Raw genomic sequence first — 21604 nt, forward strand, 5'->3', positions numbered from 1 at the left:
AAGGCGGCCGGATCGCATTCTTCCTGTAGTGGCACAGCGATTGCTTTAAGGAAGGAAGTTTCAGTTGAGTATCGTTGTAGGGCAAGAAGAAGGGCGAAAATCGTTTAATTCTTGCAGGAAAGCCAAGAATCCGGGCATAGGCAGCTTGGTCTAAAACGGGTAGATTCTCGAATTCGAGAAGCGAAGTTTTCCGCCGCAACCCAAGCTCGCGTACCGCGACTATCAACCATCGGAGTGCAGCAGTAGTGTCTACCACCAATCAAACCTTTTCCGGCGAGCCGTCAACCACCAGGATCCACTGGTTCAAATATGCGTCGCCGCAAACGTTTTTCCCATTGGCGGGAAAACTGATTCCCTGGTTCGCCGGCATTGCCTTCGTGCTCACCATCGTCGGCGTGTATCTCGGGTTCTTTGTCGCGCCGACCGATTTCCAGCAGGGCGATGCTTACCGCATCATCTTCCTGCATGTGCCGGCAGCGTGGATGTCGATGTTCATCTATATCGTGATGGCTTGCTGGGCCGGCATCGGCCTGGCCTGGAATACCCGCGTGTCGTCGATGATGGCTAGTGCACTGGCGCCGACAGGTGCCTTGTTTACCTTCCTCGCACTGTGGACCGGTGCATTGTGGGGCCGTCCGACCTGGGGCGCGTGGTGGGTGTGGGACGCGCGCCTGACGTCGGAACTGATCCTGCTGTTCCTTTATATCGGCTTCATGGCGCTGCAGGCGTCGATCGACGATCCGCGTCGCGCGGACAAGGCCGGCGCTGTGCTGGCCCTGGTCGGCGTGGTCAACGTGCCGATCATCTATTACTCGGTGCAGTGGTGGAACACCCTGCACCAGGGCTCGTCCATCAACATGACCAAGGCGCCGAGCATGGCGGCCATCATGCTGATCGGGATGCTGGTACTGGCGCTTGCCATGTGGGCGTACACCATCGCGGTGGTGTTGTCCCGGGTACGCTGCATCATGCTCGAGCGCGAGCGTCATACGGATTGGGTCAAGGAATACGCGGAGAAAAACGCATGATTTGGAATAGCTGGAGCGATTTTTTCGCGATGGGCGGCTACGCGCTGTACGTGTGGGGTTCGTTCCTCGTGATGTTTGGAATGCTGGGCGCGGAAGTGCTCATGCTGCAGATGCGGCGCAAGAGTACGCTGCAACAACTGCGCCGCTGGGTGCGCAACAACGCCCGCCATGGGCGCAAGGATGGGGAGGGATTGAAATGAAAACCAGGCATAAGCGCATGGCGCTGATTGCAGCCGGCCTGGCCACGCTCGGCGTCGCGGCATGGCTGGTGCTGTCCGCGTTCCAGAAGAACCTGGTGTTCTTCTTCACGCCGACGCAGATCGCCGCGGGCGAGGCGCCGCGCGGCCGCAGCTTCCGGGTCGGCGGCATGGTCGAGAACGGCAGCCTGAAGCGCCAGCCGGACGGCGTTACCGTCGCCTTCGGCGTGACCGACAACGCGCAGCAGCTGCGCGTTGTCTACCGCGGCATCCTGCCCGACCTGTTCAAGGAGGGCAAGGGCGTGGTCGCGCAGGGCAAGCTCGGCGACGACGGCGTGTTCGTCGCCGAAGAAGTTCTGGCCAAGCATGACGAAAACTACATGCCGCCGGAAGCCGCCTACGCGCTCAAGAAGGGCAACGAAGCGAAGGCGGGTGGTGCAATGGCAAAGGATGGCAAATGATTCCAGAACTGGGTAACTTTTCCGTGATGCTCGCGCTGTGCCTGGCACTGGCGCAGGGCATCCTGCCGATCGCCGGCACTTTCAACGGCAACCGGCGCTGGATGGACGTGGCGCGTCCGGCCGCGGCCGGGCAATTCCTGTTCGTGTCGATCGCGTTCGGGTGCCTGCTGTACTCGTTCATCAACAATGACTTCTCGCTGACCTACGTCGCCTCCAATTCGAACTCGAAGCTGCCGGTGTATTACCGCATCGCGGGTAGCTGGGGCGGCCATGAAGGCTCGCTGCTGCTGTGGGCCGAGATGCTGGCGCTGTGGACCTTCGCGGTCGCGGCGTTGTCGAAGCAGCTGTCTGACGAAACAGTGGCGCGCGTGCTGGGTGTGATGGGATTGATCAGCGTGGGCTTCCTGTGCTTCCTGCTGTTCACCTCCAATCCGTTCGAGCGCATGCTGCCCGGCGCGCCGGATGGTCGCGACCTCAACCCGCTGTTGCAGGACTTCGGCATGATCATCCATCCGCCGCTCCTGTACATGGGCTACGTTGGCTTCTCGGTCGCGTTCGCGTTTGCGATCGCGGCGCTGATGGGCGGACAGCTTGACGCTGCCTGGGCGCGCTGGTCGCGTCCGTGGACCGCGGTGGCATGGATGTTCCTAACGCTCGGTATTTTCATGGGCAGCTTCTGGGCGTATTACGAGCTCGGCTGGGGCGGCTGGTGGTTCTGGGATGCGGTGGAAAACGCTTCCTTCATGCCGTGGCTGGTCGGCACCGCGCTGATGCATTCGCTGGCGGTCACTGAAAAGCGCGGCAGCTTCAAGAACTGGACCGTGCTGCTGGCGATCATCGCGTTCTCGCTGTCGCTGCTGGGGACCTTCCTGGTGCGTTCCGGCGTGCTGACGTCGGTGCACGCGTTTGCCACCGATCCGCGCCGCGGCCTGTTCATCCTGGTGTTCCTCGCTGTCGTGATCGGCGGCTCGCTCACGCTGTATGCATGGCGCGCGCCGAAGGTCGGCCTGGGCGGGCGCTTTGCGCTGGTTTCGCGCGAATCGATGCTGCTGGTGAATAACGTCCTGCTGCTGGTGGCGGCAGGCACCGTTTTGCTCGGCACGCTGTATCCGCTGTTCCTGGACGCGCTCAACCTCGGCAAGATTTCGGTCGGCCCGCCGTACTTCGAAGCGGTGTTCGTGCCGCTGATTATCCCGGTCCTGGTGCTGCTCGCGGTCGGCCCGTTCGTACGCTGGAAGGAAGCATCGGTCGGTGACGTGGCATTGCGCCTGCGCTGGGTCGCGCTGGCTACGCTGATCATCGGCGGCGGTGCGGCGCTTGCTGCGTCGACCTCGATGCTGGCGACCGCTGGCCTGATCTTTGCGGTCTGGATCCTGCTGGCGACTGCGTCGCACCTGTTGCAGCGCCTGCGCCATGCGCCGGCCGGCACTTCCATCTTCAAACGAATTTCCAGTCTTCCGCTTAGCTACTGGGCGATGATCATCGCGCACGCCGGCATCGGCGTGTTCGTGGTCGGCGTCACGCTGGTCAAGGGCCTGGACATCGCCAAGGACGTCAGCATGCGGGTGGGCGATACCACCAGCGCTGGCGGTTACACCTTCCGCTTCACGGACCTGCAGGAATACACGGGCCCGAACTACATCGCCGCCAAGGCGACATTCGAAGTCACGAAGGATGGCAGCAAGATCGCGACCATGGAGCCGGAAAAGCGCATGTACACCGTGCAGCAGATGCCGATGACGGAAGCAGCAATCGACCGCGGCTTCACGCGCGACCTTTACGTGTCGCTGGGCGAATCCACCAATGACGGTGCCTGGGTGGTTCGGGTGCAGCACAAGCCCTTCGTGTCCTGGATCTGGGCCGGTTGCCTGATCATGGCATTCGGCGGTCTGCTCGCCGCCTCTGATCGCCGCTACCGTGTGCAGGCGCGCAAGCGCCAGCAGGCCACGGCTGCGGCCCCGATCAATCCTGCCAACGTTACTGCGTAAGCATCATGAAGAGATTTCTGCTTCCACTCGGCGTATTCGCCGCACTGCTCGGCTTTCTGTACATCGGGCTGCATCTGAATCCGCGTGAAATCCCGTCGCCGTTCATCGGCAAGCCGGCGCCCGCCTTCAAGTTGTCGCAGTTAGGCGATCCCGACAAGACCATCTCCAACCAGGACATGCTGGGCAAGGTCTGGCTGCTCAACGTCTGGGCGTCGTGGTGCGTGTCGTGCCGTCAGGAGCATCCGGTGCTGATGCATTTCTCCAAGACCGGTGCAGTGCCTATCGTCGGCCTGAACTACAAGGACAAGCGGGGCGAGGGCATGGCGTGGCTGGGCGAGTTCGGCGATCCGTACATGACCTCGGCCTTCGATGCCGATGGCCGCGTCGGCATCGACTACGGCGTGTACGGCGTGCCGGAAACCTTCGTGATCGACAAGAAGGGTGTTATCCGCATGAAGTACACCGGCCCGATCACGCCGGAAGCCATCAGCGAAAAACTGCTGCCTCTGATTAAGGAGTTGAACCGTGCGTAAGTGGATGATCTGTTTGCTGCTCGCATTGGGGGCGTCCGGCGCACTGGCGCGCGAGGCGCCGCCGGCAGCGGCCAACCCCGAGCTGGAAAAGCGCGTCCTGTCCCTGTCCGAGGAATTGCGCTGCCTGGTGTGCCAGAACCAGACTCTGGCCGACTCGCATGCCGAGTTGGCGATCGACCTGAAGAACCAGGTGCGCGAAAAGCTGGCGGCCGGCATGTCGGACAAACAAGTGGTCGACTACATGGTGGAGCGCTATGGCGACTTCGTGCTGTACCGGCCGCCGGTCAAGGCCACCACCTGGCTGCTGTGGTTCGGGCCGTTCCTGCTGCTGGTTGGCGGCATCGCGGTGCTCGCGGTGAAGCTGATGAAACGGCGCAACGCGGCGGAAGACCTGCCGGAAGAAGATTTGCAGCGCGCGGCGGCATTGCTCGACGCCGCCAACGATACGAAGGATAAAGCATGACCGGATTTTTGATTGGCGCGGCGTTATTGATTGCAACGGCCTTGCTGTTCGTGTTGCGGCCTTTGCTGCGCAAGCGGCCGGATGAAGTGGGCGAGGTGCCGCGCGGAGAACTGAACCTGAGCGTGCTGCGCGACCAGCTGCGCGAGCTGGAGGCGGATCTGGCCGACGGTGCGATCGAACAGCATGCGTATGAAAGCGCACGCCGCGAACTGGAGCGCCGCGTCGCCGAGGAAGTGCAGCCGCAAGCCGTCCCGACGCGCACTGGTACGGAAAAGCGTTGGACGCCATGGGTCGTTGCCGTCGCATTGCCGGCGCTGGCGATTTCGCTTTACATGTATCTCGGCACGCCCGCCGGGCTTGATCCCGCGCAGACGGTCGCTGCTTCCAGTGAGAATTCGCACGAGCTTACGCCGCAACAGATCGAAGGCATGGTGGCGCGCCTGGCGGAACGCCTCAAGAACGAGCCGGACAACGTCGACGGCTGGAACATGCTGGCGCGCTCCTACAACGCGCTGGGCCGCTTCGACGAGGCGAGCAAGGCGTTCGGGCATCTGGTGACGCTGGTGCCGAATGACGCCAACCTGTTCGCCGATTATGCCGACGTGCTGGCGATGGCGAGCAACAAGAGCCTGCAGGGCGAGCCGGAGAAGCTGATCGAGCGGGCGCTGTCCATTGAGCCGAACAATGTCAAGGCGCTCGCCTTGTCGGGCAGCGCCGCGTTCGAGCGGCGCGACTATGCGGCCGCCGTGACGCGCTGGCAGAAGATCCTGGCGCTGGTGCCGGCCGAGTCCGACATCGGACGTTCGATTTCCGGCAGCATCAGTGAAGCGCAGGGGCTGATGGGAATTACTCCGGCGCCGGCTAAGGCCGAGCCTTCGGCCAAGGCGGTAGCTGCCGGCGGTGCGACGCTGGAAGGCGTGGTCGAACTCGACCCGGCCTTGCGTGCCCAGGCATCGGATTCCGATACCGTGTTCATCTTCGCGCGCGCCGCGCAAGGACCTCGCTTTCCGCTGGCCGTGCTGCGCAAGCAGGTCAAGGACTTGCCGGCGGCCTTCGTGCTGGATGACAGCATGAGCATGACGCCGGATGCGAAGTTGTCCAACTTTCCGATGGTGGTCGTCAGCGCACGTATTTCCAAGACAGGCAACGCGACGCCGAGCGCGGGTGATCTGGAAGGCGCGATCGAGCCCGTGCAGCCGGGGACGAAGAATCTGAAGATCCGGATCAACAAGCGAAACGGATAGTAACGAAGGGAGAGGGAGATGAAAGCATTCATCATCGCCGGCGCGATATGGTCTGCTGCGGCGGCGGGCATGCTGCTGCCGCAGCAGTCGCTGGCGGTCGACGCGGAAGCGGCGCAAAAGCTGACGCGGGCTGAGGGGTGCCTGCGTTGTCACGGAATTGATCGTGGCAAGGATGGACCGGCATACAAAGAGGTTGCAGCGAAATACAAGGGCAAGCCCGATGCGGAAGCGAAGCTGACTCAGCATCTGAGCAGCGGCCACAAGGTGAAATTCCCGGACGGACACGAAGAGGATCACAAGATTCCGAAGACCAAGGACACGGACCAGATCAAGAATGTGATCCAGTGGATTTTATCGTTGTAAGACTCAAAATCTAAAAACTACTTCTGACCGCAAAGCGCCGCAGAGCGCCGGTCACAATGGGCAGGCTCAGGGAGAAACAAATGAAATACTGGCAGAAGCTTGCCATGTCGCTGGCGCTCGCCGTCAGCGCGGCCGGGATCGGCCCGGCCTTCGCTGCGGGCGAAGCGAAGCAGCAGCAAATTGACAAGGCTCTGGCGCAGGACGCGATCTGCACCAAGTGCCACGACCAGTCCGAAGAAAGGCCGGTGCTGTCGATCTACAAGACGCGCCACGGCGTAAGAGCCGACGAGCGCACGCCGACGTGCCAGGGATGCCACGGCACGAGCGACGATCACGTCAAGAACTCGACGCATTCTTCCACCCGTCCGCCGGTCGAGGCCTTCAGCGAGCGCGGAAAGGCCAGCGCCAAGGATATCGAATCCTGCCTCGGCTGCCACAGCAACATCCGGCGCTCGCACTGGGCCGGCGGCGCGCATGAGCGTTCCGGCATGGTGTGCACCAATTGCCACCAGATGCACACCGACCACGACAAGGTACGCGACAAGGTGACCCAGCCGGAAGTCTGCTTTACCTGCCACAAGGAGCAACGCGCACTCTACACGCGTCCGTCGCGCCATCCGATCAAGGACGGCAAGATGGCTTGTTCCGACTGCCACAACCCGCACGGCTCGGCCGGTCCGACCCTGCTGCTGCGCGATAGCGTGGTCGCCACCTGCTATACCTGCCACATGGAGAAGCGCGGCCCGTTCGTGCGCAACCATGCGCCGGTGCAGGAAGACTGCACCATCTGCCACAACCCGCACGGCTCGACCATGCCGAACCTGCTCAAGGCACGTCCGCCTTTCCTGTGCCAGCAATGCCATGAGCCGGCAACGCACCAGGGCTTCAACGCCTCACTGTCCAATTCAAACGCCAGTCCCGGACAGAAGGCCAACACGCTGGCGCGCGGTTGCCTGAACTGCCATACCGATATCCACGGCAGCAACAATCCGGCAGACCGGGCCAACGCGCGGACCTACCGCCGCTGACGAGAGACAGGGAGAATGAAAATGAAAAATCATAGGGCGTTTCCTCTCGCGGCTATGGCAGCGGCGCTTGCCGCAGTGTACGGACCAGCTTGCGCGCAGCAGGACGACGATTTGAACTGGCTGACCAAGCCCTCGTCGTCAGTATCGGTTGGGGCAGGTTATCTCAACAAGGATGCGCCGCAGTTCGGGCGCTATACCGGCGTGCGCGATGCGGGCACGTACGGCTTGCTCAATATCGATTTGAATAAGCTCGACGAGAGCACCGGCACCTGGGTCAGGTTCAAGGGCAACAACCTCGGCCTTGAAAACCGCGACATGCGCTTCACGCACGAGCGGCAGGGTGACTGGGGATACTATCTTGAATACAGCGAGTTGCCGCGCTTCGAGCCGCATACGGTGAATACGGCGGTGCGGGGCATCGGCACGGCGAGCTTGGCGATTCCGACCACGCGCACCAACGGGCCGGCCGAGCAGCTGAAGATGAAGCGCGAAATGCTCGGCGCGGGCTTTACCAAGCAGCTCGGTGATGGCTTCGACCTCGTGGTGCGGGCAAAGAGCGAGGACAAGGATGGCGCGCGCATCTTCTCGCGTGGAACCGCCACCAATGCATTCGAATTCACCCCGGAGCCGGTTCATTCGACGACGCGCCAGCTCGAAGCGATCCTTGGTTATTCCGGCAAGCAGTTGCAGATGTCCGCCATCTACTATGGCACCGCATACGACAATCACAATACTGCGCTCACGCTAGCCGGCGGAAACACCACGGCCTTTTCCGGGACCAATGCGCTCAACCCGATCGCATTGCCGCCCGATTCGCAATCTCACCAGCTGGCGCTCGATGGCGGCTACAGTTTTACGCCGACCACCCGCGGATCGTTCAAGGTCGCATATAGCAGGGCAACGCAGAACGATACTTTCATTTCCGGCGTTCCGCTCGCTGCCGGCATCGCGCCGGACGGCAATCTTGGCGGCCGGGTGGACACCACGCTGGTTCAAATGGGCGTGTCGGCGCGGCCCGTTCCCAAGCTGTCACTGGTGGCTGATCTGCGTCAGGAAAACCGCGACGACAAGACACCGGTTCGGACCTACACGGTCACTGGCGTGACGGCGGCGTCGAGCTTCAACGGCGAGAATCAGCCGATTTCCATCAAGACGACCAATGGCAAGGTGGAAGCAACCTATCAGCTGCAGTCTTCGCTGCGGATGACTGGCGGCATCGACTACGACGTGAAGGACCGTAATACCTCCGCGATCCGGTCCGTCAGTTTCCGCGACCGGACCGAGGAAACCTCGTATCGCGTTGCGCTCAAGCGCACGATGTCGGAAACCGTGACCGGTTCCATTGCCTACATCCGCAGTGATCGCAACGGTTCCGATTTCCTGAATAACGTCCTGAAGGGCGGTGCTACCGGCTCCAATCTCATTGCGCCGCTGAATCTTGCCGACCGCGAGCGCGATAAAGTTCGGCTGTCGCTCAGCTGGACGCCGACGAATGACCTGTCGGTCCAGTTCATGGCGGACCAGACGCGGGATGACTACAGCGCGCGCACGGCGAACGATTTCGGCTTGCGCGACGGCTCGTCGAAAAACTATTCGGTCGACGTTTCCTATGCCTTCGCCAACGACTGGCAGGCGAGCGGCTGGATATCCAGGAACGACACGCTCGCCAATCGTGCGACGCGCATATCGGCAAGCAATCCGTGGAGCTCCAAGCTCGAGAACAACAGCGATTCGTTCGGCCTCAGCCTGCGCGGCAAGCCGCGCGAAAAGTGGGATGTCGGCGCCGATCTCAGCCACTCGGAAATCGGCGACCTCTACCGTCAGCAGGCCATCTCCGGCGCGGCGGTGACGTCGCTGCCGGACGTGTACACGCGTCTCACCAACCTGAAGCTGTTCGCCAGCTACGCGTTGCGGCAGAACGCCAGCCTGCGTTTCGACTATATCTATGACCGGTACAGCACCAACGACTGGTCATGGTCGAGCTGGAACTACAGCGACGGCACCACCCTGACGCAGGCGCCGCGCCAGTACATCAGCTTCTTCGGTGTCACCTATATCTATCGCTTCCAGTGAGCGACGGTCTTTGCGAAGAGGATGAGCGGGGCGCAGTTTGGCCCCGTTTTTTTATGGTCGCTGTCGGCAGCTGGTACGACCTTTGCATAGCCTGCCGGAAATTTACTTCAAGAATTATCACAAGGGGAGCCGGCTTGGCGTGCGGCGTGGAAAGCGCAGAGCTAACCAATTCCCACGTTTGCGCGCCGGCGCTTAGTTTTATCTGCAGACCATAAGGAACATGGAGATGACACATCTGATATCGGAATCCTGCATTGCGCCATGCATCGACCACGCGGAGCCGGTCGAGTTCGACAAGACATCGGAGCGTGTGACGGTGCCGCCCTATCTGCAAAAGATCTACTGGTGGGCATACGTCCACCCGAACGCGGTCAAGGTGTTCGAGCGCGAATGGCTGGTGAACCTGATTTTGTTCGGCAATTACTCTCCGCTGCGTGATGCGGCTCTCGCTGAGCTGGGGGACAGCCTGAGCGGGCGTACCCTGCAGGTCGCATGCGCCTATGGTGATCTGACGCCGCGCCTGCGCGAGCGCATCGCCGACGATGGCCAGTTGCATGTGATCGATGTGCTGCCGATCCAGCTGCAAAACCTCAGGCGCAAACTGCCAGCCGACACGCGCGTGTCGCTGTATCAGCGCGATTCCGCCGCGCTGGGCTTCAGGAACGAAAGCTACGATCGCGTGCTGGTGTTCTTCCTGCTGCACGAACAACCGGAGAGCGTACGCCGCAAAACGCTTGCCGAAGCATGTCGGGTGGTAAAGCCGGGCGGGAAGGTGGTGATCGTCGATTACCACGGGCCGGACGACTGGAACCCGGTGCGCCATCCGTTGCGCGCGCTGCTCAGGCGCCTTGAACCGTATGCCGACGATCTCTGGAAGAATCCGCTCGAAAGCTATCTGCCGCAGGACATAACGTTCTCCGGTATCAGGAAAGAAACCTATTTCGGCGGCTTGTACCAGAAAGTGGTGCTCACCGTGTGAGCTGGCCTGTTCATGACAGTCATGGCCTCGCTAATGCGCCGAGACGCTGGTGTGCTTTGAAAGGATTTCGTTCATTCCCTGGAGTAGAAGAAGTGAAAAAAGGATTCGTATTGAATTCCGCTGCGCCACTGCTCGCGGCGGTCGTACTCATGACGCAACCGCTGCATGCTGCGGCGTTCGATGCCGTCGCCGGTGAAGCCACGCTGCGCCGCGAAGGCTGCCTGAAATGCCACGGCATCGACAAGAAGAAGGATGGCCCCGCCTATAGGCAGGTGGCCGCCAAATACCGCGGCAAACCCGAGGCCGAAGAGAAGCTGATCACGCACGTCAAGTCGGGCCGTGTCGTCAAGCTTTCCAGCGGCGAAGAGGAAGAGCACCGCATCATCAAGACCACGGACGAGGCGGAAATCAGGAATCTGATCCAGTGGATCCTGTCGCTTGAATAGCATTTGAATGCGGTGCGTGCGGCAACGGCGTCGTCGCCGCACGCAGGGCGCATAACGGCGTGGACGTACGCGCCAAATCTACCGATTTCGCTGTGCTTCCTGTTTGCGGGAATGTGCATGGCCGCGCACATGTCGTGTTTCTGAAAATTTCGCACTATCGAAAAGCCCTTATCCCAGTTGACTGTTTTCGCTGTGAGAGGCAAGTGACTGCATCCGTTGCGAAGATTTGGATGTGTTGGGGCCGGCATGAAAAGCCATTTTTTTCTCGATATTGATGTTGATCTTTCCTGTGGGTGGTAATGCTTGAGAGTCGTCAAGAAAATCAAAAAGTCTCGGCAAATCGGCCCGCTTTGCAACAGATATTGTTGAGAAGAAACTGCGCAAAAGATACCCTTTAATTTGTAGGGATTTAATACGCCTTCATGCGTAGCAGAAGGTAAGACAAACGGATTCAATGCGGCCAGGACAGGCGCACTCAATATTCAAAGCCGAAAGATAGGAGAAGCATCATGAAGCTCTGGCAGAAGCTCGTCACGCTAGTGGCATTTACGATAGGGATGGCCGGAACCGCGCCAGGTTACGCGGCTGACGCTGCCAAACCCGAGGGCGCGAAGGAAGCGCCGAAAGACCTGGTGCTGAAAGGCGACGCGAAGTGTACAGCGTGCCACGACGAAGCGGACTCGCCGCAGCTGCTTGCCATTGGCAAGACTCGCCATGGTACACGAGCCGATGAGCGCACTCCGACCTGCACCAAGTGCCACGGCGAGAGCAATTCCCACGCCGATTACAAAGGGAAGGACAAGCCGCCGAAGCCGGACGTCACCTTCACCAAAGATTCCAAGAATCCCGCGCCGCAGCGCAACGACGCCTGTCTCACGTGCCACCAGGGCGGCAAGCACATCAACTGGCAGTCCAGCACGCACGCCAACCGCGACGTAGCCTGCTCCTCCTGCCACACTGTGCATAACGGCCAGGACAAGGTGCGTGACAAGAAGGCGCAAGCCGAAGTCTGCTATGCCTGCCACAAGGAACAGCGTGCGCAAATGAACCGTCCGACGCACCACCCGGTTCCGGAAGGCAAGCTGGCTTGCACCTCTTGCCACGATGTGCACAACGACAATCCGAAGGCGCTGATCAAGAGCAGCACCAACGACACCTGCTACACATGCCACATGGAAAAGCGCGGCCCGTTCGTGCATAACCATCAGCCTGTGACGGAAGATTGTGGTATCTGCCACCAGCCGCACGGCACCAGCATACCTAACCTGCTGAAGCAGCGTGCGCCCTTCCTCTGCCAACAGTGCCACAGCAACACCTTGCACCCGGCGAATATCGCTTTCCAGCCGAATGCTAACTCCGCCCCGTCACCTGGTGCTTCGGTCGTGGGCCGCGCCTGCAACAACTGCCATACCAATATCCACGGTAGCAACAGCACGCAAAGCGGTGTAGGTAACCACGGCGCAGCCGGACACTTCCGTCGCTAAGAAATAAGGGAGCTCAATCATGACCAAGACACAAACGCAATTCCGGTTGACCGCCGTCGCCGCCGCCCTGGTGGCGGTATTCGGTCCCGCGCTCGCTGACGATGACGTGGCAGCCCTGATCAAGCCGGACAGCAGCATTTCCATCGGCGCCGGCGGCTGGTCCAATGACCGTCCACGGCTAGGCATTTACGACGCCATGCGCGATGCGGGCGGCTACGGCCTGCTCGACGCGAACGTCGTCAAGCGCGACGATGCCACCGGCACCTGGTACAAGGTCAAGGCCCAAAACTTCGGCCTGGACAACCGCGAGGTCAAGGCGGAATACCTGCGCCAGGGCAATGTGGGCGCCACCATCGAGTACAACCGCATCACGCGGGATGATCCGAACACGTTCCACACCAACCTGCAAGGTATCGGCGGCACACGCCTGATCCAGACCAACGACGTCACTAAAGAGACTACCCTTAGTCGATCTGCGCCGCAAAATCAGACGGTGGAACTGGGTACCGTGCGTCAGCAAACCAGCTTAGGTTTCTACAAGAGCTTGCTGCCCGGTTTCGATTTCGACGTCACGTTCAAGAACGAAGAGAAGGATGGCACCCGCAACTGGAGCCGTGGCGGTGATCAGAGCGGTTACTTTGCCGTCGAGCCGATCGACAGCACGACGCGCCAGTTGGAAGCAGCTCTTTCCTACACCACTCCGAAACTCCAGCTTCGCGGCGGCTACAACGGTAGCTGGTACCAGAACAACACCAGCAAGATGATGGTGATCGGTCCTGTCGGTGCCGAGAAGACAGTCGCCGGCGGTAACACGACTTTCCTGTCGCTGCCGCTGGATAACGAAGCGCACCAATTGTTCCTGAACGGTGGTTACAACTTCACGAAGGACACCCGCGGCACTGTCAAGCTCGAATACACTCGTGCGACCCAGAACGATCACAATCCTTTTACGGATATCACCACGGCGAATGGGTACTCGGCCAATCTGTCCAACATGAGCCCGCCGAGCAGCTTGCACGCTCAGGTCAATACCTCCTTGATTCAACTCGGTCTGAATTCCCGTGTGACCAAGGAATTTACCTTGAACGGCAATCTGCGTTATCACAACAGGGATGACCAGACGCCCATCGTCGATTTCATCGGACGTGAGCCCAAGGCTGGTCACACGGCGGCGCAGTGTGCTCCTGGCAGCGTGACTGATACGACTGCTAACTGCTATCCCACCTATCCGTATGTGCGCGGTTCCTACAAGACCCTCTCGGGCAAACTGGAAGGTACTTATCGTGTGAACGATATCTATACTCTGGTGGGCTCTCTGGAAGAGAAGCGTCAGGATCGCGTGGAACCTGTCCTTGCCAGCGGCGAGGAAAAGGAAGGCGTGGTTCCTTTCCGTCACAAGCTGAACGAAACCACCGGTCGCCTGGAAATTCGCCGCGCCCTGACGGAAACCGTCAACGGCAGCGCGTCCTGGATTCATGCCAAGCGTGATGGTTCCTCTTACACGTTGATGGAGCCGGATACCTTTACCTCTGGTGGCGTCACCTTTGACATGGGGAACAAGATTAACCCCCTTAACGTCGCTGACCGTGAGCGTGACAAGGTTCGTCTGGCTTTGGACTGGAGTCCTGCGGATGCGCTGTCCTTGCAATTTGTCGCTGAAGGTGGACGGGACAAGTACAGCGGCCAGAACGCCTTCGGTCTGGAAAAAGGTACGACGCAGCTCTATAGCGTAGACGCAACCTGGACGGTGAGCGAAAAGCTCAGATTCGACGCCTGGTATAGCTACGATATGAGCAAGGCCAAGCAGACCGGTTTCCTCTATAGTTCCACAGGTACCGGTGTTGCCGGCACCCGGCAGTACGATCTGGAGGACGGCGCCAATTCCCTGGGCTTGGGCGCCAAGTGGGCTGCTACGCCGCGCCTGCTCACCGGTGCGAATCTGCAATGGATTCACAACGTAAGCAAGTACGACACGGCGGCTTCGAATCTTGCGGGGCAGACCGCGACCGTTTCCAACGGTACGACAGATCTTAAGGACATCACGAACAAGACCGTTCGCCTGAATCTGTACTCGGTATATGCGTTGAACAAGAATTCCGACGTGCGCTTCGATGTGACGCACGAACGTTGGAAGACCGACGACTGGACATGGCAAGCGACCGATGGCACGCCCTACCGTCTGGGTGATGGCACCTATGTCACCGCTAATCCGACGCAGATCTCCAACTTCATCGGCGTTCGTTACATCTATCGCTTCCAATAAGACCTAGTCTGTTGCGATCGTGCTCCACCGACCTAAGGAAGATACTTTCTGAGGCCGGTGGAGTTTTTTTTCTGGGGCTTGTTTTATCCCGGCCTCTGAATGGATTTCGACGGTGCCCTTAATACGTCCATGCATTGCAAGTTTCGCGTCGGCTTTGTTGCGTCCGTCTGGTCCAAAAGTTGCTTAATACCAACAGTAATAATTTGAATTTCGAAAAATCATGATTACCCTGCCCATAAAACGGACCACACTGAGCCAGCCAGCGCGCAAGCTCAAGGCCCTGGCCTTGACCGCGCTGTTCTGCATCGCCGGCTTTGCGGCGACGCCGGCAATGGCAGACGACGACAAGGCCGCACCTGCCGCCGCTGCCAGCACAGAGAAGCTCGATAATGCGAGCTGCGAGAGCTGCCACGATGGCAAGAAGGGCAAGCTGGAAGCACAGGGCGCCGACGGCGCCAAGCGCGACCTGCATGCCATCAGCAATGAACGATACGGCAAGGGCGTGCATGGCAATATGCAGTGCGTCGACTGCCACACCGAAATCACCGACGCCAAGGCGCAGCACCAGAAATCTGCGCAGGCGAAAAAACCGGACTGCATCCAGTGTCACGAGGCGCTGTGGGACAAGGCCAAGAAGGATGGTCTGACCAAGGAAAAGGCGCGCCTGGGCGTGGTGGTAGACAACATCGAAGCGTACAAGAAGTCGTTCCACGCGCGCCCGAACAAGGAAGACAAGACGCGCGTGTACGCCACCTGCAACGAGTGCCATGACGTGCACACGTTCGACGTCGCGCCCGAGGGTACTGTGCGCCGCACCGACAACCGCCTGAACGTTCCCAAGGTGTGCGGCGAGAGCTGCCACGAGGACCAACTGGAAGAGTACACCTCTTCCATACACGGGAAAGAGGTTCTCGAAAAGAAGAACCTGAAGGCGGCCGTTTGCTCCGATTGCCACACCACGCACGCAATCGCCAATACCTCGGCAGCGGCAACCAAGCTGACGATTACCCACAACTGCGGTAACTGCCACGAAGACAAGTTCAAGTCGTACAAGGGCACCTATCACGGGCAGATCAATACCCTCGGTTACGCGAACACCGGCAAGTGCTTCGACTGCCACGGCAGCCACGGCATCCTGCCGGCCGACGACCCGGAATCGAAGGTGCACGAAAAGAATCGCCTGAAGACTTGCCAGCAGTGCCACAATCCGAAGAAAGGGCTGCCGGAAGCGACTGCGGGCTTCGCCTCGTTTGCGCCGCACGGCGTGACCGACGACTTCAAGCACTACCCGCAGATCTGGATCGCGTCCAAGTTCATGATCGGGCTGCTGGTTGGCACCTTTGCGTTCTTCTGGACCCATACGCTCCTGTGGTTCTACCGTGAATACAAGGACCGCAAGGAACGCAAGCTGCGTCCGCACGTAAACGTGGAAGCGCTGCCGGAAGAGTTCAAGGGGCTGCATTACCAGCGCTTCCCGCTGGTATGGCGTATCGCCCACCTGTGCTTCGCGCTGTCCCTGATGACGCTGACCACCACCGGCATGCCGCTGTTCTTCCCGAACGCGCCGTGGGCTCCGGTGATCATCGACTTCGTCGGCGGCCCGAAGGTGGCCGGTCTGATCCACCGCTCGGCGGCGACCGTGTTCGGGCTGATCTTCTTCTGGCACCTGGCCTTCGTGCTGATCCGCATCGGCCGCGACTGGAAGAACTTCAAGATCTTCGGCCCGCATTCGATGATCCCGAACCTGCAGGATCTGAAGGATATCGTCCTGATGTTCAAGTGGTTCTTCGGCAAGGCGCCGCGCCCGGTATTCGAGCGCTGGACCTACTGGGAGAAGTTCGACTACTGGGCACCGTTCTGGGGCGTCACCATCATCGGCGTATCCGGCCTGATGATGTGGTTCCCGCACATCACGGCGAATTACCTGCCGGGCTGGGTGTTCAACGTGGCGATGATCTTCCACGGCGAAGAAGCGATCCTGGCGGTGCTGTTCCTGTTCACCGTCCACTTCTTCAACAACCACTTCCGTCCGGATAAGTTCCCGCTTGATACGGTCATGTTCACCGGCGCCTTTACGCTGGAAGAGTTCCGCCGGGAGCACCGCGTCGAGTATGATCGCTTAGTGAAATCCGGCGAGCTGGCCAAGTATCTGGTCGAAGAGCCGTCGCGTCCGATGAAGTTGGGTGCGAAGATTCTCGGCTTTACCCTGATCAGCATCGGATTGACACTGCTGAGCCTGGTGTTGATTGGCTTCTTCGGACACCTATAAGGAATATCCGGGGCGCCCGTCCCCCGGATTACAAATGTTGGCGGTGTTATTTAAGTAATAAATTTTTGAGAGAGCTATCATGAAACTCAACACGATCACCACCAAGCTGTTCGGCATTGCCGCAGCAACGGTAGCGCTGTCCCTGTCGGCGTCGGCCTTCGCCGCGATGAGCGAGTCGGACGTCGAGCCGTACCTGAAGAAGCAGGGCTGCTTCAAGTGCCACGCTATCGACAAGACCAAGAAGGGGCCGTCGTACAAGAAGGTCGCGGAAAAGTACAAGGGCAAGCCTGACGGCGAATCCAAGGTGATCAAGAACATCACCACCTCGCCTAAGGTCAAGCTGGAAGACGGCACCGAGGAAGATCACAAGGTCATCGAGACCAAGGATCAGGGCGATCTGAAGGCGATCAGTAACTGGATCCTGTCGCGCTGATTCCGCCGGGCCTGCGGGCCTGGGGATTCGCCGGCGTCGATTGACAGCGGCCGGCACTGTCGAAGGGCAGTGCCGGCCATGTTTTTTTATGCGCCGGATTGTGATGGAGAATGGACTGCGGGTGATGCGCCCGCGTCAGTGGGGCCTGGCGTGCGGAGGCAAAAGATATCGCCAAAGGTCTGTATCCGTGTGCGCGGACACCGTACCTACGTACGCTCGTCCACGGCGATGGGCCAGGCAATCGTGCCGCGACCAGCTATCGTTGTGCTGCATTGAACAGGCAGGACTTGTGCGCACAGCGGCTTTCTTCCATGCCGGAAGGGAGTCCCCCGTCGTGTTATACATGCGCGGGACGGGCTTTTACACAGTAGGAATACAAATGATTCTGCGCGACCCACTCCGGTTCGCATGCATGCCCGTCAATGTGCTGTTTGATTGATTGTTCCATCGGAATTCCTTGTTAGCTGCAGCGCACGTTCACGCGCTCAGGCGCGAGTCGGCTGCCAACAGCGCGAGCACATCGTCGCCAGTTACAGGCTTGCTGAACAAGTACCCCTGCATCACATCGCATCCGTACTCGCGCAGAAAGGAGAGCTGCTCGCGCGTCTCGACGCCTTCGGCCACGACTTCAAGCCGCATGCTGTGCGCCAGCGCGATGACGGCCGTGACGATAGCACGGTCATCGGGATCGGTATGAATGTCGCGCACGAAGGACTGGTCGATCTTGAGTACCTGGATCGGCAGGCGCTTGAGGTAAGACAGCGACGAATAGCCCGTGCCGAAGTCATCGATCGATATCTGCACGCCCATACGATGCAGGCGCGCCAGGATGGCGCCGGTCTGGCTGGTGTCTTCCATCAGGATGCCTTCTGTCAGTTCGACTTCCAGCAGGGCGGGCGGCAACTGCAGCTCTTCCAGGATGCCCTCGATGGTCTCGGCCAGGTCGCCGTGCAGGAACTGGCGTGCCGAAAGGTTGACCGCTACCCGCATGGGAGTTCCGGCGCGCTGCCACGCCTTGGCTTGCGCGCAAGCGGTGCGCAGCACCCATTCACCGATCTGGACGATCATGCCGGTCTCTTCCGCCAGCGGAATGAATTTGGCCGGAGATACTGTGCCCAGCGTCGGGTGGCACCAGCGAATCAGCGCCTCGGTGCCGCTGATCCTGCCGCTGACGATGTCCACTTGCGGCTGGAAATACAGCATGAATTCGTTACGCTCGATAGCGCTGCGCATGCTGTTCTCCAGCTGGAGCCGCTGCATGATCGCCGAATTCATGTCTTCGGTGAAGAACTGGAAGTTGTTGCGCCCTATGTCCTTGGCGCGATAGAGCGCGATGTCGGCATTCCTGATCAGTGCGTCGCCGTCGGCAGCGTCGGACGGGAACAGCGTCACGCCGACGCTGCCCGTGACGTACAATTCGTGGCCGTACAGCTGGAACGGCGCCTTCAGCGCGTCGACCAGTTTGCCGGCGATATGCGCAGTGTCTTCCGGCTGCGCGATATCGACGCTGAGCAGCGCGAACTCATCGCCGCCCATACGCGCCAGCGTGTCGCCCTGGCGTACGCCGCTGGTCAGACGTGCGGCGACGGCCTTGAGCAGTGCGTCACCGACATCGTGACCGAGCGTGTCGTTGACGGTCTTGAAGCGGTCCAGGTCCAACAGCATCAGGGCGAACGGCGTATCCTTGCGCTGGCGCGCCACGATCGCCTGCTGCAACCGGTCATTGAACAGGCGCCGGTTGGGCAGGCCGGTCAGCGGATCATGGAAGGCGAGGTTGCGGATGGTCTGTTCGTTCTGCTTGCGTTCGCTGATGTCTTCTGTCACCGCGACATAATGCGTGATTTCGCCGTCCTCGTTCTTGAGCGGCGAAATGGTCTCGAGGCACCAGTATAGTTCGCCGTTCTTCTTGGTGTTGTGCAGTTCGCCGGTCCATTCCTTGCCGGACTTCAGGGTATCCCACATGCGCTTGTAGGTCTCGGGATGCGTTTCCTGAGAGCTCAGCAGATGCGGCGTTTTTCCGATGATTTCGTCCGCGCTGTATCCGTTTATCTTGGTGAACCAAGGATTGACATACTCGATCACGCCGTGACGGTCGGTGATCATGACCGCGCTTGCGCTTTGCTCGACTGCGCGCGAGAGCTTGCGCAGGTTGTCTTCCACCTTCCGGCGTTGCGCCTCGCCCTCGATATTACTTAGTGCAAACGAAAGATCCTCCGCCATTTCCTCCAGCAGGCGCAGTTGTGCCGCGTCAAAGCTGTCCGGCTCGCGCGCGTAAAGGCTAAACACGCCGCCGACCCGTTCAGCCACGCGCAACTGCAGCACGACATGCGATTCAAAGCCGGCTTTGCGCGCCTTGCTGCAGATCGGCCGGCTATCCATGTCTTCCCGGCGGCGGCTGCTGCATATGCTGAGCGTGGCGCAGTGCGCGGTATTCACCTTGCTGGTCAGGCCAGCGTGAATCAGCTCGTCGCATTCCGGCTGGCTGACATCCTTGCCCCATTGTGCGACCCAGCGCCATCGCTTGCCTCGTGCGTCGAGCAGCGCGATGCGCGCCAGCGGAAAGCCGCCGTACTCGACCGCGATACGGCAGATTTCCTCGAGCAACTGGTCGCGTTCGCCGATGCGAACGATCGCACCGTTGGTGTGGCTGAGCACGCTGTACATGCGGTTGATTTGGTTCGCGTCGCGCTGGGCGCGCTGGCGTTCTTCGATTTCTATGGAGAGCGCGCGGTTTGCGTCGGCCAGCTCCCGTGTGCGTTGTTCGACTTTGCGAGCCAGCACCAGCGGTTGCTTGAACACCGTATGGGTAAACCCTGCTAGCAGTAGCGCCAGCAGCACGGCAGCGGCGGCAGAATAGATCGGCGCTTCCGGATCGATCCAGCCTTCCACTGGTTCGATGCTGAGGAACCAGCGTCCGTTGGGGACGTCGATGCGGCGTACCACAGGTGAATGCTGCGGCGTTGCGCCGGACCGCACGAACACCACGCGTTCCTCGCTGCCATGCGGGATGTAGGCCAGCTCGTAGCGATAGCCCGAATGTTCCAGCTGCGGCAGGCCGCTGCTGATGAGCAGGTCGGGGATCCGGATCAGCGCCGTGACGAAGCCCCAGAATTTGTCTTGCCCATCGCCATCCGGCAGGAACACCGGCAGGCGGCCGACCACCGCCAGACCACCCTGTAGCAGTTCCATCGGACCGGCGAGCGTCAGGCTCCGCGTTTGCAGTGCGAGAAAGGCTTCCTTGTTGCGTGCCGGGTCCTTGAGCAGATCGTGACCGATCGCCTTGGCATTCGGGCCGAGCGGCACGACCTTAGATACGATGCCGTCCTTGGCAAGTTGCAGGCTGCTGATGCCGCCGTACAGTTTCAGCATCTCGCTGGCTATCTGATCGAACTGATCGATTTCGCCACGGCCGTTGCGTAGCATCGCGGCTAGAGCATACGTGGCCGACAGGGACCTGGCGAGGCGCTCTTCGAGCATGGAACTCTGATTGGCAGCAATCACTTCCGCCTCGCGCTGTTCGTGCTCGATCGTTACATGCATGATCAATGCCGCGAGCGTGCCCGCGAAGAGCAGGGCGATACAAAATGACATGGCCGTAATCAGGCGCAAGCGCAAGCGAAGCTTCGATTCGTCGCCGCTCGTTCCCATCAGTGCCGTTACTACGCGATTCATTGCATGCTGCTCCAGTACTTCGTGCTTATGCCGCCACAGCGGAGCTGTGCGGCAGGGTTTATCTTCGCCGGAAGCCAAGTCTTCTTGCTGTGTATGAGCGCAAAGTCGTTTGCGCTTTTCCGCATGAAGGCTCCCATTCCGCTGCGTGCCGTCAGGCGGCGAATTTTAGAGGATGGAGGTCGGCGAGCAGCTTGTCGACGTCGAGCAGTGCAAGCACGCGCTGCTCAATCTTTCCTATGCCTAGTAGGTAGTGCGCACCGTCTTCCATGCGGATCGCCGGCGCCAGCCGCATCTGCGCCGCGCAAAGTGTCGTCACGTCGATCACGCATTCGGCGGCGATCCCGATCAGGCAATCTCCGCTGTGCAGAATCACCACTTCGGCGTTGTTTTCCTGTAGCGGCCGGGACAGGCCGAGCATGGCCGGCAGGTCGACGACGGGCACGTCGATGCCGTGCACCATGATCGTGCCGATGATTGCGTCGCCGCGATGACGAGGACGCACCTCGTCCATGCGCCGCAGCTCCAATACCTTGTGCAGCGGGGCGCCGTACTGGCGGCCGGAGGCGCGATACGTCAGATAATCCGCGCACCCCGCATCGGCCATGGCTGTGTCCGGCTCGGAGCCGGGCGGGGATACGTATGTGTTGGTGTGCATCGCAGGTCCTTTCAACGGTTCTTCT

General features: G+C 60.4%; 18 protein-coding genes. 16 read left to right on the top strand and 2 right to left on the bottom strand.

The features are described 5' to 3' along the window. Positions 1 to 245 precede the first annotated feature (245 nt). The 16 genes from FAY22_RS06800 (at position 246) to FAY22_RS06875 (ending at position 17252) form a co-directional block, all read left to right on the top strand. Entirely contained in the window at positions 246 to 1028 is a 783-nt protein-coding gene (locus FAY22_RS06800) for a heme ABC transporter permease (protein WP_210411904.1), read from the top strand. Then, positions 1025 to 1228, top strand: a complete 204-nt coding sequence (ccmD, locus tag FAY22_RS06805; protein WP_146329516.1) for a heme exporter protein CcmD — start codon at positions 1025 to 1027, stop codon at positions 1226 to 1228. The genes FAY22_RS06800 and ccmD overlap by 4 nt, the downstream gene beginning before the upstream one ends. Further along, positions 1225 to 1686 carry a cytochrome c maturation protein CcmE gene (ccmE, locus tag FAY22_RS06810; protein WP_146329517.1) on the top strand — a complete coding sequence of 154 codons (462 nt, stop codon included), beginning with the start codon at positions 1225 to 1227 and terminating at the stop codon, positions 1684 to 1686. Before ccmD ends, ccmE begins: the two co-directional genes overlap by 4 nt. Then, positions 1683 to 3674: a heme lyase CcmF/NrfE family subunit gene (locus tag FAY22_RS06815; protein WP_146329518.1), complete on the top strand. Its 1992-nt coding sequence runs from the start codon at positions 1683 to 1685 to the stop codon at positions 3672 to 3674. The genes ccmE and FAY22_RS06815 overlap by 4 nt, the downstream gene beginning before the upstream one ends. 5 nt (positions 3675 to 3679) lie before the next feature. Next, positions 3680 to 4207, top strand: a complete 528-nt coding sequence (locus tag FAY22_RS06820) for a DsbE family thiol:disulfide interchange protein (protein ID WP_146329519.1) — start codon at positions 3680 to 3682, stop codon at positions 4205 to 4207. Next, positions 4200 to 4670: a cytochrome c-type biogenesis protein CcmH gene (locus FAY22_RS06825; protein WP_371417378.1), complete on the top strand. Its 471-nt coding sequence runs from the start codon at positions 4200 to 4202 to the stop codon at positions 4668 to 4670. The genes FAY22_RS06820 and FAY22_RS06825 overlap by 8 nt, the downstream gene beginning before the upstream one ends. Further along, on the top strand, positions 4667 to 5914 hold the full coding sequence (gene ccmI / locus FAY22_RS06830; RefSeq protein ID WP_146329520.1) for a c-type cytochrome biogenesis protein CcmI: 1248 nt from the start codon (positions 4667 to 4669) through the stop codon (positions 5912 to 5914). Before FAY22_RS06825 ends, ccmI begins: the two co-directional genes overlap by 4 nt. Positions 5915 to 5932: 18 nt before the next feature. Next, complete coding sequence (locus FAY22_RS06835; RefSeq protein WP_146329521.1) at positions 5933 to 6277, top strand: c-type cytochrome; 345 nt, start codon at positions 5933 to 5935, stop codon at positions 6275 to 6277. A gap of 80 nt (positions 6278 to 6357) precedes the next feature. After that, positions 6358 to 7305 (top strand): DmsE family decaheme c-type cytochrome, encoded by a 948-nt coding sequence (locus FAY22_RS06840; protein WP_210411905.1) that lies wholly within the window; start codon positions 6358 to 6360, stop codon positions 7303 to 7305. 21 nt (positions 7306 to 7326) lie between these two features. Next, positions 7327 to 9378, top strand: coding sequence for an MtrB/PioB family decaheme-associated outer membrane protein (locus tag FAY22_RS06845; protein WP_168204782.1), 2052 nt, complete (start codon positions 7327 to 7329; stop codon positions 9376 to 9378). 226 nt (positions 9379 to 9604) lie between these two features. After that, complete coding sequence (rquA, locus tag FAY22_RS06850; protein WP_146329523.1) at positions 9605 to 10357, top strand: rhodoquinone biosynthesis methyltransferase RquA; 753 nt, start codon at positions 9605 to 9607, stop codon at positions 10355 to 10357. Between the two features lie 92 nt (positions 10358 to 10449). After that, the gene (locus tag FAY22_RS06855; RefSeq protein WP_246860682.1) at positions 10450 to 10803 is read left to right on the top strand and encodes a c-type cytochrome; all 354 of its coding nucleotides are present in this window, start codon (positions 10450 to 10452) and stop codon (positions 10801 to 10803) included. Positions 10804 to 11312: 509 nt separating this feature from the next. Beyond that, positions 11313 to 12287, top strand: coding sequence for a DmsE family decaheme c-type cytochrome (locus FAY22_RS06860; RefSeq protein WP_146329524.1), 975 nt, complete (start codon positions 11313 to 11315; stop codon positions 12285 to 12287). A 19-nt stretch (positions 12288 to 12306) separates the two neighbouring features. Continuing rightward, positions 12307 to 14550: an MtrB/PioB family decaheme-associated outer membrane protein gene (locus tag FAY22_RS06865; RefSeq protein ID WP_210411906.1), complete on the top strand. Its 2244-nt coding sequence runs from the start codon at positions 12307 to 12309 to the stop codon at positions 14548 to 14550. A gap of 220 nt (positions 14551 to 14770) precedes the next feature. Next, positions 14771 to 16819 carry a cytochrome C gene (locus tag FAY22_RS06870; RefSeq protein WP_246860683.1) on the top strand — a complete coding sequence of 683 codons (2049 nt, stop codon included), beginning with the start codon at positions 14771 to 14773 and terminating at the stop codon, positions 16817 to 16819. A 79-nt stretch (positions 16820 to 16898) separates the two neighbouring features. Further along, positions 16899 to 17252 (top strand): c-type cytochrome, encoded by a 354-nt coding sequence (locus FAY22_RS06875; protein ID WP_146329526.1) that lies wholly within the window; start codon positions 16899 to 16901, stop codon positions 17250 to 17252. Between the two features lie 477 nt (positions 17253 to 17729). On the opposite strand, the gene FAY22_RS06880 is transcribed toward FAY22_RS06875, so the two are convergent. Beyond that, on the bottom strand, positions 17730 to 20924 hold the full coding sequence (locus tag FAY22_RS06880) for an EAL domain-containing protein (RefSeq protein WP_146329527.1): 3195 nt from the start codon (positions 20922 to 20924) through the stop codon (positions 17730 to 17732). A 151-nt stretch (positions 20925 to 21075) separates the two neighbouring features. Then, on the bottom strand, positions 21076 to 21579 hold the full coding sequence (locus FAY22_RS06885; RefSeq protein ID WP_168204783.1) for a chemotaxis protein CheW: 504 nt from the start codon (positions 21577 to 21579) through the stop codon (positions 21076 to 21078). Between the last annotated feature and the right edge of the window lie 25 nt (positions 21580 to 21604).

This window comes from Noviherbaspirillum sp. UKPF54 (assembly GCF_007874125.1).
In the GTDB taxonomy this organism is placed as follows: domain Bacteria; phylum Pseudomonadota; class Gammaproteobacteria; order Burkholderiales; family Burkholderiaceae_D; genus Noviherbaspirillum.